General features: G+C 49.0%; 10 protein-coding genes and 1 tRNA gene. 4 read left to right on the top strand and 7 right to left on the bottom strand.

What is annotated here, in order from left to right; genetic code table 11:
• Window positions 1–28: 28 nt before the first annotated feature.
• The gene (locus ACR3EJ_RS14730) at window positions 29–448 is read left to right on the top strand and encodes an HIT family protein (RefSeq protein ID WP_170539070.1); all 420 of its coding nucleotides are present in this window, start codon (window positions 29–31) and stop codon (window positions 446–448) included.
• Window positions 449–844: 396 nt separating this feature from the next.
• Here the strand turns inward: ACR3EJ_RS14730 and lipB are convergent, their stop codons facing one another.
• Both lipB and ACR3EJ_RS14720 read right to left on the bottom strand, forming a co-directional pair.
• A complete protein-coding gene (lipB, locus tag ACR3EJ_RS14725; protein WP_170539071.1) occupies window positions 845–1,501 on the bottom strand; it encodes a lipoyl(octanoyl) transferase LipB in 657 nt (218 codons plus the stop codon).
• Window positions 1,502–1,540: 39 nt separating this feature from the next.
• Window positions 1,541–2,200: a DsbA family oxidoreductase gene (locus tag ACR3EJ_RS14720; RefSeq protein ID WP_170539073.1), complete on the bottom strand. Its 660-nt coding sequence runs from the start codon at window positions 2,198–2,200 to the stop codon at window positions 1,541–1,543.
• Window positions 2,201–2,330: 130 nt separating this feature from the next.
• Between ACR3EJ_RS14720 and ACR3EJ_RS14715 the strand changes: the two genes are divergently transcribed.
• A tRNA-Leu gene (locus ACR3EJ_RS14715) sits at window positions 2,331–2,417 on the top strand.
• A 92-nt stretch (window positions 2,418–2,509) separates the two neighbouring features.
• Here ACR3EJ_RS14715 and ACR3EJ_RS14710 read toward each other — a convergent pair.
• The 3 genes from ACR3EJ_RS14710 to ACR3EJ_RS14700 all read right to left on the bottom strand — a co-directional run bounded on the left by ACR3EJ_RS14710 (window position 2,510) and on the right by ACR3EJ_RS14700 (window position 6,428).
• Window positions 2,510–2,752: a helix-turn-helix domain-containing protein gene (locus ACR3EJ_RS14710; RefSeq protein WP_170539075.1), complete on the bottom strand. Its 243-nt coding sequence runs from the start codon at window positions 2,750–2,752 to the stop codon at window positions 2,510–2,512.
• Window positions 2,749–3,201 (bottom strand): hypothetical protein, encoded by a 453-nt coding sequence (locus ACR3EJ_RS14705; RefSeq protein WP_170539077.1) that lies wholly within the window; start codon window positions 3,199–3,201, stop codon window positions 2,749–2,751. Before ACR3EJ_RS14705 ends, ACR3EJ_RS14710 begins: the two co-directional genes overlap by 4 nt.
• A 1,793-nt stretch (window positions 3,202–4,994) precedes the next feature.
• The gene (locus ACR3EJ_RS14700) at window positions 4,995–6,428 is read right to left on the bottom strand and encodes a sensor histidine kinase (protein WP_170539080.1); all 1,434 of its coding nucleotides are present in this window, start codon (window positions 6,426–6,428) and stop codon (window positions 4,995–4,997) included.
• A 271-nt stretch (window positions 6,429–6,699) separates the two neighbouring features.
• Here ACR3EJ_RS14700 and ACR3EJ_RS14695 point away from each other — a divergent pair, with 271 nt between their 5' ends.
• Window positions 6,700–8,064, top strand: coding sequence for a cytochrome P450 (locus ACR3EJ_RS14695; RefSeq protein ID WP_170539082.1), 1,365 nt, complete (start codon window positions 6,700–6,702; stop codon window positions 8,062–8,064).
• Between the two features lie 63 nt (window positions 8,065–8,127).
• Here the strand turns inward: ACR3EJ_RS14695 and ACR3EJ_RS14690 are convergent, their stop codons facing one another.
• Together ACR3EJ_RS14690 and ACR3EJ_RS14685 are read right to left on the bottom strand one after the other, a co-directional pair.
• Complete coding sequence (locus ACR3EJ_RS14690; RefSeq protein ID WP_170539084.1) at window positions 8,128–9,264, bottom strand: response regulator; 1,137 nt, start codon at window positions 9,262–9,264, stop codon at window positions 8,128–8,130.
• Between the two features lie 405 nt (window positions 9,265–9,669).
• Entirely contained in the window at window positions 9,670–10,272 is a 603-nt protein-coding gene (locus ACR3EJ_RS14685) for an acyl-homoserine-lactone synthase (protein WP_170469386.1), read from the bottom strand.
• Between the two features lie 718 nt (window positions 10,273–10,990).
• Here ACR3EJ_RS14685 and ACR3EJ_RS14680 point away from each other — a divergent pair.
• On the top strand, window positions 10,991–11,932 hold the full coding sequence (locus ACR3EJ_RS14680; RefSeq protein ID WP_170539086.1) for a response regulator: 942 nt from the start codon (window positions 10,991–10,993) through the stop codon (window positions 11,930–11,932).
• Window positions 11,933–12,055: the final 123 nt, after the last annotated feature.

Genomic DNA, 12,055 nt, shown 5'->3' with positions numbered 1-12,055 from the left:
CAAAGAAGCGCAATACCGGAGGCCCGTGATGACTGAATATGATCCCGAAAACGTCTTTGCCAAGATCTTACGTGGGGAAATCCCGTCGAACCGAGTTTATGAAGATGATGAAACAGTCGCCTTGATGGACATCATGCCGCGCTCTGATGGGCATGTGTTGGTCATCCCAAAATCACTGTGCCGCAACATGCTGGACGCGTCGTCCGTAGAACTTGCGGCAGTGATAGCGACGGTTCAGAAATTAGCACAGGCCGTGAAGGTCGCGTTTGAAGCTGATGGTGTAACTGTTCAGCAGTTCAACGAAGCTGCGGGCGGGCAGGAGGTGTTTCATCTACATTTCCATGTCCTGCCCCGTTACGAAGGCGTATCGATGCGTCCACCGGGCAAGATGGGTGATTTTGATCTGATTGCCAAACACGCTGACAAAATCCGCGCAGCATTGGGTTGAATTCCAAGAAAGTTCCGCTGGCACGTGGGGTCGATAAGCTGCACGAAAGGCCGCAAAGGCAAGGGATTCATACAATACCGAGGCCCTAAAACGAGAATTGCCGTTCCGATTATGGGGTCGGAACGGCAGACTCGTAACCAAACACTTTCACGGATTTCGCTGGGCAGCCCTGCGATCACCGGTTAACACACCACTCACTCATGAACGGTCATTACATACTACGTGGTCAAATGGCGTTTGTAAGGAGTGGATGTGAAGAATCCCTGAATTTGAGGCGAATTGGGGCGATTTGAAGGACAAGCCACTATGATTTTCGAAACAGAACGCATCGAAATTCAGCATTGTTGTTTGGGTAATGTTTCCGGATCGTTCCGAGTACGTGGAATCACCTAGTTTTCAAACGCCTTCGGAGGCGAACACATCATCAAAGGTCTTTTTTAGTGCCACGTCGACGTCATCCATCGTTACGGGAAGCCCGAGGTCGACCAAAGATGTCACACCGTGTTCCTGTATGCCGCAAGGTACAATCCCACCGAAATGAGACAGATCTGGTTCAACATTGATTGATATTCCGTGGAAACTAACCCACTTCCTCAGGCGTATTCCGATGGCTGCAATTTTATCCTCGGCGGTCTGTCCCGCTATCGAAAGCGGCTTGTCCTGCCGCTGAACCCAGACGCCCACGCGGCCTTCCCGTATCTCACCGGTTACGTTGAATTCGGCCAGGGCTGCAATCACCCATGCTTCAAGCTGCTGCACAAAGCGGCGAACATCACGGCCGCGTTTACCCACGTCCAGCATGACGTAAACGACGCGCTGACCGGGGCCGTGATAGGTGTACTGACCGCCGCGCTTGCTCTCATAGACCGGAAAGCGATCCGGATCGGTCAGATCTTCACGCTTGGCGGAAGTCCCAGCGGTATAGAGCGGTGGATGTTCCAACAGCCAGATGCATTCATCGGCTTCACCTGCCGCAATCGCGGCAACGCGCGCCTCCATAAAGGCAGTGGCTTCGTCGTAGTCGATCAGCCCATCGGTGGTTTTCCATTCCATGCTCGTTCCTTAGACCGTCTGCGGGGCAGGGGGAAGGGGTCAGGCGGCCTCGGCCAGACAACGCTGCAACACCTGCGCATAGGTGTCGGCGCCTTGCGCGCCAGTCAGCAGATATTTCCCGCCAAATACCATCGAAGGCACGCCCGAAATGCCTCGGCTGGTCCAGAATTGTTGTTTCTCACGCACCGGCTGGGCGTGTGCACCCGACTCAAGCGCCGCGCGTGCCGCATTCGGGTCGAGCCCCGCCGTTTCGACCGCGCCCAACAACACGTCGACGTCAGAGACATCCTGCTGCATGGTGAAATAGGCGTCGAACAAGGCCAGTTTAAGCGGATGCTGACGTCCCTGCGTTTCCGCCCAATCAAGCAGTTGATGCGCGGCAAAGGTGTTCACAATTCTACTGTCATCGGTGAAATTGAAGGTAAATCCAAGTTCAGCCCCTAACGCGGTCAACCGCGCGCGCGCCTGCTGGCTTTGTTCGGGTGTCGAGCCATATTTTTCGGCAATATGCTCTCGCAGGTTCTGCCCCTCGGGCCCCATGCTGGGGTTCAATTCGAACGGATGCCAGCGCAATCGGGCCAGCACATTCTCTTGCTTCAGCGCGGCATCGAGTTGAAGAAAACCTACGATACACCACGGACAGACCACATCCGAGACGACATCAATCTGCACGGTAGGGCGGGGATCGGGCGAGGGCATGGGCTGCTCCAGATTGCATTGTGTCGCGTTTAGATATTGCTAAAGCGCGCGAATTCAATCGGCTGTGTTTTTGCCTCTTCACATCGCGTGGCACAGCGTCTATACGCCCCTCTACCAAGTCATTGGCAGTGCGGTCGTGGCGGAATTGGTAGACGCGCAGCGTTGAGGTCGCTGTGGGGTAACACCCGTGGAAGTTCGAGTCTTCTCGACCGCACCAATGTCAACCCCCAAGATATTGTTTTTATAGTAGAAGTGTGGGGTTGAGTTGAGCCGGCCCCACAACCGGCCCCACACACTGGAAGCGATACATCAACGATGTTCGATCCAGTATTTCACTTCGGAAACCTTCAAGACTGATCGGCTCCCTGCTTTGTAGATTTTGAGGTGGCCGCGTTTCCTAGCTCGGTAAATCGTGTCACGCGAAACGCCGAACCACTTGGCTGATTCATTTAAAGGGACATAGATGGGGGCCAAGTCAGGTGGTGACGCGGCAATCTCATGAAGGCCCGAATTGGCTCCTCCACAGAAGCTAGCGGGTTTTTGCACATTCATTTAAGTGCTGCTCCCTCCGAAACCTTCGCTCTAAGAACAAGCTCCGACAGCATGTTCTGAACAATTGATAGATCTGAATCAGGTTCTTTTCCCTTCAGGTAGAAGTGAAGCCGCAGACAGTACGCTAGTTCTTCAAGGGGCAGGCAGGAGGCCACATCGCGAATGGTCGCAATTACTGATTTCATCTCACTTTGATTGCACATCTCCTTCTCGTCTTCGATTTCGCGACGTTTGACGGCCCTGTACATATAAGCTTCTAGTGCCAGTCCCCTTCGAACGTCTTGGGAAAGTCCAAAAGGAAGCGTTTCTGCATCTCGGTTGCAGGCTCGGTACAAATCAAGCAGCTCGCGAGCCAGATCCAAATTTGGTAGGAGGTTAAGGTAGTCAACGTACGTAACCTCAAGGGGGCAAGGCGTCTCAGACGTATTGGTGTTTAGCTCTGCTTCCATTCTTCTTCCTATTCTGGTTTCAGGTTCCGCGCCGTGCCTAAATTCATGTTCAGGCTAGGATTGGCGCTTTGGTGCTCGAAGGCTATTTGCGAAGAGCGAATGGAGTAAATCCGTGCAAAATATTATTTCCAATTTGGGGCTGGTGTGGTGTTTGGGTGGATTTAAGATATTGACTTTTAATATTTTTTTACTGTTCTTGAGTGCTGCAAGAATAGCCATAGGCAGTTCAAGAATAGTTTTCGACCCCCTCAAGAATAGTCAGGCCTCAACCCAAGAATAGGCGCCGAGGTGAAATCCAGGCGTTTTAGCCAACTGAGTACGGATGGATGAGGCCCGTGTTAAACAGAGTGCTTTGGGTGCAACATGGTTAGAAAATGTTGCGCGACACTTGGCTATAAAAAGCGAGAGCCTGAATTGATCTGTCGGTTTGCCCGAAGTTCAGCAATCGGAGAAAACAGTGATTTGCAGTCTGTCGGCTTTCGAAGGCAGGTAACTCGGTTCAGTCCGATTAGAGCTGGGACTGAACCGTCGTCTTACCTTACATTATTTCAAGCGTAGGCAACGAAGCGACTTAGCACCGTAAGTTGGATGAGTTTCGCTAAATCACATGCGCTTTGTACGCAAACTCATACACAACATAGCAGACATGAAAGACAACGCAGATTTCATGTGCGCGATGGAACTGAAGCTGAAAAAAGTGGATCATGATCCAAACTCCCCAAGGTGGAAAATCGCATCTAACTTATTGTGTGTATAGTGTGTATAGTAAAGGTGCTGAGGTGTCAAGCATTTGACGCACTATGTGTATAGTGATACCCTTATTTTATGAAAAAGCTTGGTGAACACCCCCCTCAAAGACTGCAAATTCTGATGACGGACGAGGAGTTGTCGGACATCAAGGCATACACCCACCAGAATCAGATTTATGGGCGTTCGGCGGCAATCCGCGAACTTGTGCGAATTGGCTTGGAGGCGGAGATAACTGCCGGAAGATTCAAAAGGGAAGATTAGATTGTCTAGCCCCCGTGTTCTGGGCCATCTCGGACTAGAGTTTCGGGGACTGGTGGGCGCATGTTGAGGGCCTGATGCCTCCGATCGTCGAGTAGAGTGCCCGACAACCGATCAAGTGCATAAATGGCTTCCACCAATTACTGTTTATCGAGGATGGATCTCCACTGCTGGTTAAAAGGCTGTATGAGTGCGTCAACGAAATTAGCTGCCGCACTTGTGAAGGCTGATTAGCCGCGAATATTGAGATAAACGTGCAATACGGGCTTAAGAACTGTGACGACCATACAATCAGAGTTGGGCGTCAAAACTTGAGTGAATTAATTCAAATAGAGTGCGCCCAATCGATGAAAAAGCTGAATATGTTGACAGTCCGGCGGTCATTGGCTTTTTTGTTTCCGGTTTACATCAGTTAGAACAACTAAAACGAACAAAACACGAGAATTTCTCGGTGCTTGGACAGTTCATCCCTTATGATGTTCGTAGTAATATCGCGGCCTGCAAGCAGTAGGCCTATTTGCCGAAAGTTGTAAATCTACTGCATCTTCGGAAGTGTATTTGGTAACGAGTGTGCTGTTTCGATCGTATGATCGGGACAGCATTTTCTTTTTGGAGTTGCTTTGGCAATACACAGACTCCTTCATTTTACAACTGACGATCTCGAGTGTGGCACGAGGTCTTGTGATCATAGGGATAACTTCACCACTGAAAATCCGCTACTGAATCACGGGATTGCTTCAGAGATGCAAAGTGATGTGCCATCGAAATTGCTTGGCAGGAATTCGTTATCGTTGCTCCGGTTGCGTGGCGCAGGGTAGTGAGGTGTGCTCTTCTCCGGTGGAACCTACTTCATGTCCGCTTATCGCAGGCAATTTAATGAAAAACTCTGTGCCTTCACCAAGTTTGCTTCTGTAGTCTATTGTTCCGCCAAAATGCTCTACAATTTCCTTTGAAATGTGCATCCCGAGCCCTGTACCGCCTGCGTGACGTTCATCGGAGGAGTCTATCTGGGAAAATCGATCGAAAACTTTGTCATGGCACCCCTCAGGTATCCCGATGCCATGGTCTTTGACGAAGAGGCGAATATTCCCGCCCACTTTCTCGCATCCGACGGTTATCTCGCCTCCATCAAGGGAGAATTTAGCTGCGTTGGAGATAATGTTGGCCAACACCTGAAGCAGGCGGGAGGGATCACCTTTAACGTACAGATCATTGTTTCCCCTTAAGTCTTCTACAATTTCTACGTTGTGAGCACTGGTGTATCCCATGTTACAGGCGATCGCTTCCTGAATCAGCGCATGTACATCAACAGTTCCTTCACGGTAGTTCATCTCGCCCGCTTCCATTTTTTGAATGTCCAGCACATCATTGATTAGGGATGCGAGCCGTTCGCAATTTTTACCTGCTAAATGAATGAGGCTTTGCATTGATTCTGGAGCTTCACCCAATGCGCCTGTGTTGATTAGGTCAAGTGATCCCTTGATCGAAGTGAGAGGCGTACGCAGTTCATGGCTAACTGTCGATATGAACTGAGTTTTCGCAATGTAGGCCGCTTTTGTTCTTTCGTGCTCTGCTTTGAGCTTTTCGAGTTGTTCCAAATTCCTGCGGTAGAGCTTCAGAAACACCATCGAACAGTCAATCAGAAAGTACATTACAAAGATAACGGTGAAGAAGTGCAGCCAGAGTTCAGATGAAAGCTCGGGGCGTTCGATCCAGATATCCTTGACGACAATCAACATGAACGATACGCCGTACATGGTCAGACGGATAATCATTGCCCACAGAAACTGATGGTTGTTCATTGCTGCAAACAACGCCGCAGCAAACAAGAAGAACATTGGAGTAAAGTGACCACCGGCGGGCTGTGCGAAAGCAACTGAAACAGCATACAGGCAGATTGCGGCCGCGCTGAGGATCGTGTTCAACAGAATCCAAACAACCATCATACTAATTGCTTTGTGCTGATCTGGCTTCAAGCGTGGTACGCGTTTGGCCAGCAATAAATCTTGCGCTTCGCAAATGAGGATTGTCCCGTAGAACAGCATGGCGTTAATGGGATCGAAGAAGAACGCAGTTAAAATGGTCGTGGCCAGATAAATAGCCTGCCGCTGCCACAGAAGCGCAAAGCTCATGGCAGTATAATCTATGATGTTTTGCAGAAGCCGGTTTTCCGTTTCACCGGCGTCCCGGTCCGGCAGATTGGCGTCGATGGCTGTCATCCAGATGTCTTCGTTTTTCGCGCTTGGAAAATACCATTACCGGCACAATGAGGACTTAGTTGGTCTGAATTGGGTTCACAGTTTGGCGCTAATCCTTTGAAGGCCACCGGGATTGTTGGGGTTTCACGCAAGATTCTGGTGTGAGAGGTTGAAAAATTTTTGTTGCGCAAATGCAGTGTGGGGCGCCCAAATTTGACGATCTCGTTGCTAAGTACATTTTTTTTTATCTTAATGTGCCAGAAAGACGGAGAAAATCTAAAAGGGTTGGGGTTTGACTGCAGTTGAATTTACGAAGTTGGGGCAGAGCGCTGTCGCTCCTGTTTCGGCTAGGCTTGCAAAAAAGCCGGTGACACTGCTTCAGTTTGCAAGGTCCGCTGGTCGAAACATGTTTGAAGTCATCCCGGCCGAAACTCTGCGTGAAACTTATGTTCGTGGGCCTTTGAACATACACTATATCTGCGATCCTGAAATAATAACCGAGTTACTTGTCGGGCAGGGCCGTTCGTTTCCCAAGGCCAAGTTCACTAAAGACATTATTGGATCGGCTGTAGGCAACGGGTTGATACTCTCTGAAGGGGAAAAATGGCGTCAACAGAGACGTAGATATTCTCCACTATTCGCCGCCAGGAACCTCCCGGTTCTAGCCCGGCATTTTGCAGAGACTGGTGTCGAGATTGCAGATTCATTGGCGGAACACGAAGGCCCCGTCGATGTTGCACAAATTGCGCCTGCATCAACGTTGACGAATATTTCCAGGGTGATTTTTTCGGGTAACAAGAAAGTCAGTTCAGAGCAGATACGCGTGGGGCTGATCAAGTATTTTGAGTACATTTCTGATCTGTCTCTTTTCGATTTAATGGGTTTGCCAAAGTGGGTGCCGCGCAAGAATTGGCTACGCAGCCTGGCCCCGGTCACCAATATGCGGAACCTTGCCAGACAGGTTATTGATCAGCGTCGCTCCGAATGCCGCAGCGAGCCACAGGATTTCCTCGATTTCATGATTGAGGCGTTGAAAACCGATTTCGAGGATGAAGCGACTACCGTTGACAACCTTTTGACTTTTGTCGTCGCTGGTCATGAAACTTCCGCCAACGCTTTGGCTTGGGGATATTATTTGCTGGCCTTGCACCAAGATATGCAAGCTAGGGTTAGACAGGAAATTCGGTCCGTTCGCCCAAAAGGCCTAGTGGAATTCTCGGACCTGGAGGCAATGCCACTCCTGCGCGCCCATGTAAAAGAAACGCTGCGGCTTTACCCATCAGCCGCGTTCTTTGCTAGAGACGCATCTGCCGACCTTGAAATCAAAGGGGTAAAGATTGCAAATGGTGACGCGCTGTTCTTCCCAGTTTACTCTTTGCACAGAAACGAAAAACTATGGGATGCTCCTGACCACTATCGACCGGAACGGTTCTTGGGGTCTACACTGCCTCGAGGCCAGTACATTCCATTTGGAGATGGCCCCAGAATCTGCATAGGTGCTCAGTACGCTGAAACTGAAATCATGGTACTTATGGCTTCGGTGCTCCGTCGAATAAATTTTTCGATTACTGAGTCTGAAATGCCGGAACCAGTTTTGACCTTCACCATGCGTACCAGTGGCCCACTCATCCTCAATGCCGAACGGGTTCGCGAATAAAGTTGATATCTAAACTCCAGTACCTGACCTTTGATCGACGTCAGGTCTGGCGATAGAATTAGCTTACTGCCGGCGAGTGAGGTAAGTGTTATCGCCGTACAGCTCACGCAAGACTACATCAAACAATCTATCGTTGACCATTTCTTTGCGATGCGGTGTGGGCTCTGAAAATGTGGAAGAGGTTGTAACCAGGCCCTTTCTGAGATTGGCCTCACGATGATTCACTTTTTTGATAGCCATGTCCAAAGAGGCGAATGCTCCAACCTTCGTAAAAGAACGAAGCGATACCGGTGTACCTTTCACCACTTTAAGATGGACAGATGCGCAGCGGTTGCTGAGAACAGTCCCTAGTTCTTGGTTTAGGAAAGCTTCGGTCGGAATATTCTGGGTGCGTTCCCGCCCATGTGTAACAACTAGAAATGTGCCACTCCCGCGATAGGAATAGATTCCTCCAGCAGCCTGTGTTGTTCTTTCAATGCAGGATCCGATGTCGGAAACAGATCGCCGAAAATCACCAAAATTCCCCAGATCAAAGTGATACTCGGCATCACGATATTTGATTGCGGTGACCCAGGTGTCAAATCGACGCCTCCGTGAAAGCTGTTCGACATAGTTGTCGAATTCGACATACCCCAAGCATTGTTCCTGCTCGTCGATAGACAAAGGATCCTTGAAATTGAATTTCTGGTTGAAATCCAATTCACTGCGAAGATTTTCTATCGACGCCGATGAGGATTGGGTTTTCTTTCTCTCCATCATCAGAAGGTGAGCAGCGTTCATACGGCTGCGCAGTTCAAAGAAGTCGAAGGGTTTAGTTACATAATCAAACGCGCCTTCTAAAAATGCCTTCTCGATATTCTGCCTGTCATCCAGTGCGGTCAGCATTATAACAGGTGTTTCCAGATTTTCCGGCAGGTTTCGGATTTGTGAAAGCAACTCTATCCCTGAGGTTCCAGGCATCTGAATGTCAATAAGCAGACAGTCGAACGGGGATTCTGCTGCTTCTATCATCCCAAGCGCTTCATCAGCTGAACTGGCAGCAGCCACGTTGCAGTTTTCGAGTTCAGGAAGCGCTGACTGGAGCAATTTCAAAATGTCAGGATCATCATCGACCGCCAGTACAGTAAGTGCGGTCTTTCTTTGTGCTCGATGCTCTAAATTTCTTTGGAACCGATCACTGCCAAATGTGGAATGTCTCATAACTGGTGAACCGCCGATATCCTCATAACGGGTTGAACCTATGAGGTGAGTGGGTCGAAACCGCGGCAAAAATTGAGAGATTCTTCGTAGAAAGGGGTTTTTTCTTGACCTTTGTTTGGCGCCAACGGCCTCAGCGACGAGTTGTCTGTTTCTTATTTTGAGCGGCCGTGGCGCTTTTTTTGATGCTATTTATTCGGCAATATGTTCGCGTCTAAGAACAATTCACGATCTCAAAACAACGGAATTGAAATGCGATTGGGAATTTAAGCATCAATTCTGGTAACGCTGCTAACATGCATAAAAGCCACGGTTTCCCAATAGCCTGAAAATAAACCCTAGTCGCAATGAAGTCAGCGTCGGGCGTTAAAAAGTATAATAGACGATCCAGCAGCGGGGTTGTTCAATTTACTTGTAGATGTTGAACAAAACTGACTGACTGACGGTGCCATCGATAGAGAACTTTGCGCCGACAGGTGAGGCATTGATACCCAGTCGCCGTGACCACCGTGCCCAGACTGAAGGAACGATGCCCAGTATGCTGGATGCACCACCTTCCATCGCGACAGTAGTCATCTGGTGAAACAACTCTTGTTGAACCTGCTGCCTGCGTGATGAAGCTACATCTTTTGTCACGAAGAAACGGGATGCTTCCCAGACAGATTGCTTTACCGGGGCTTCAACAAACAGAACGTCAGATGGGATATCTTTAAGGATACCTCTTTGTGCGTCGCGCAGCATATAACTGTATACCCCGCATTGTGCGGTCGTGGGCAGAAGTCGCACACCTGCCAAAATTTCACCAAACTCGTGCAACACAACCCATCGACAGGCTGGCGTGTCGTATTGGTCGAATTCCATCCCGTCAGCTTCGCCGACTTGCCACTTTAGCTGATCTATGAAAATTGACTTTCTGGTTTCGAGGTATTTTGCCAACAGTGGGCCATACTCGTGAATATTGCGAAAGCTAAGCGTAGTCGCACGAATATTGCCAACGTCACTACGTGGCATTGGCTGGCTACTTCTAACCGCGAAAACTTCTATCCGCGCCGATTTACTCGGAGCGCTTGAAGTGGCGTTAGCGGGTGTCAGTTCCGGAAATCCCTCCGGGACCGAGTATGTCTGCTTAAACCTGAGTGGACGGTCCATATTTTGCTCATATTATTGACGCACTTATGACAAGATTCAGCTCGGCAAGTCCACCAACCTATGCGGTAGTTAACCGAATTGATGAATGGGTGTGTCCAAATCTCCTCTCTCCCAATGGTTGAGTTCGCTGACAGATCAATTACGCAAGATTTTTTTAACTTTTCTTTTCACCCGTAGGCTTCATTCATTTCTGCGTGTGCAGCAACATTTTGAAAAAAAAGTTTTTTTTGCTCTTTCGATTGGAAATTACCTATTAGAACTTACGCTGGATCAAGTGCCGTCTCGGTGTCTGATGAAAATTCAAGGCAGCCCTGACTGCTGATAGAAGCAGCCATCAAGATGACATCCAAATTTGGAGGGAGTTACTTTTCTAATTGCGTCCTCGGGCTGAGAAATTTGTACAGATTGAAAAAAATGTGCAGACATAAGGAAGTCTGCCTAATGTCACCGTTTTGCCACCTTCGTAAAAGAAAATAAGAGAGGATGAGTAATCCCTGAGTGTTTTATGCGCCAGCTAGCCGTTGCCTTAAAGTCTGCAATGCCCAACGGTTGGAGTGGTGTAAGAGGTTGGTGAAAAGTTATGCGTATACTTGCTGTAGACGACGATCCTAGCATCCTGGAGTTGCTAGATAAAGTTCTTGAATCGTTCGGGTACAAAGATGTCGTTACCGCCAGAAGTGGTCGGGAGGCCCTTGAAATACTGTCGAGACCAAATGAAGCGTTCGACTGCTTATTGCTTGATGTGCAGATGCCGCAAATGAACGGCATAACTCTTTGCGAAGAAGTGCGAAAATTACCAGAATACACGTACACGCCCATTATCATGGTGACCGCCATGGTGCAAAAAGAGTACATCGACGAAGCATTCGGAGTTGGGGCAACGGACTACGTTACAAAGCCTTTTGAGTTCTCGGATCTGAAGCAGAGGTTGTCTGACGCCTATAGAATGGCAGCGGAACGCAGAGCCGCAATCGAAGTGCTGGAAGCTGAAGCGGAATCTGAGTTGTGTTTTGGTAATAGTCCGGACGTTCGCTTAAGTGATCCGCAATGTTTCGGAGATTTGCCCGGTTGCATTGGGTTAGCTGAATTTGAGAACTACGTAATTCAGCTTTCAACGATGCACTCCATGGCTGCAAAGCTTGTGGCGGTGAAATGCATAGGCGCCGAACAAATCTATGAGACGAGCACGGTCAGTGAATTCCGTAGTGCCATGACTTTAGCTGGTACCGCGCTTTTGACAGCCAATCAGCAAGGGCGCAAAGTAGCGACCTATTGGGGAAATGGCGTATTCTTGATGATCTATGACAATCAAATTGATTTGAGTGTGGACCAGTTGGGTGCTCCGCTTCCGGAGGCATTGAAAGAAATTTCCGGTGACACCACTTCAGGTCGGCCAATTGGCTTCCAAGTTAGCGAAGAAGTTATGCTTAAAGCCAAAACCAAGATGGAGGCGTTGTTCTTGATAGACAAGGCCGTCGAAATGGCAGAAATGTCGGAGGGTCGAGCGGCGAATATCGGTTGAAAAACTGCATATATGGATGATAATTAAGATCAGGCTGTTGGTGTAAAAAATACATTAGAACGCCCTGAGTTTTTCATTTTGCTGGTTGAAATAGATCCGCGCGCTCGTTCATCAGACGTTCAA

This window comes from Ruegeria sp. AB11 (assembly GCF_056536325.1).
Note: the sequence above shows the minus strand (reverse complement) of the source record. Positions and strands in the feature narration are given on the sequence as shown.

Bases quoted from the DNA above. Each gene is read 5' to 3' on its own strand.
- ACR3EJ_RS14730 (WP_170539070.1), top strand. From the start codon at position 29: ATGACTGAATATGATCCCGAAAACGTCTTTGCCAAGATCTTACGTGGG.
- lipB (WP_170539071.1), bottom strand. From the start codon at position 1,501: ATGGAATGGAAAACCACCGATGGGCTGATCGACTACGACGAAGCCACT.
- ACR3EJ_RS14720 (WP_170539073.1), bottom strand. From the start codon at position 2,200: ATGCCCTCGCCCGATCCCCGCCCTACCGTGCAGATTGATGTCGTCTCG.
- ACR3EJ_RS14710 (WP_170539075.1), bottom strand. From the start codon at position 2,752: ATGAATGTGCAAAAACCCGCTAGCTTCTGTGGAGGAGCCAATTCGGGC.
- ACR3EJ_RS14705 (WP_170539077.1), bottom strand. From the start codon at position 3,201: ATGGAAGCAGAGCTAAACACCAATACGTCTGAGACGCCTTGCCCCCTT.
- ACR3EJ_RS14700 (WP_170539080.1), bottom strand. From the start codon at position 6,428: ATGACAGCCATCGACGCCAATCTGCCGGACCGGGACGCCGGTGAAACG.
- ACR3EJ_RS14690 (WP_170539084.1), bottom strand. From the start codon at position 9,264: ATGAGACATTCCACATTTGGCAGTGATCGGTTCCAAAGAAATTTAGAG.
- ACR3EJ_RS14685 (WP_170469386.1), bottom strand. From the start codon at position 10,272: ATGCCACGTAGTGACGTTGGCAATATTCGTGCGACTACGCTTAGCTTT.
- ACR3EJ_RS14680 (WP_170539086.1), top strand. From the start codon at position 10,991: ATGCGTATACTTGCTGTAGACGACGATCCTAGCATCCTGGAGTTGCTA.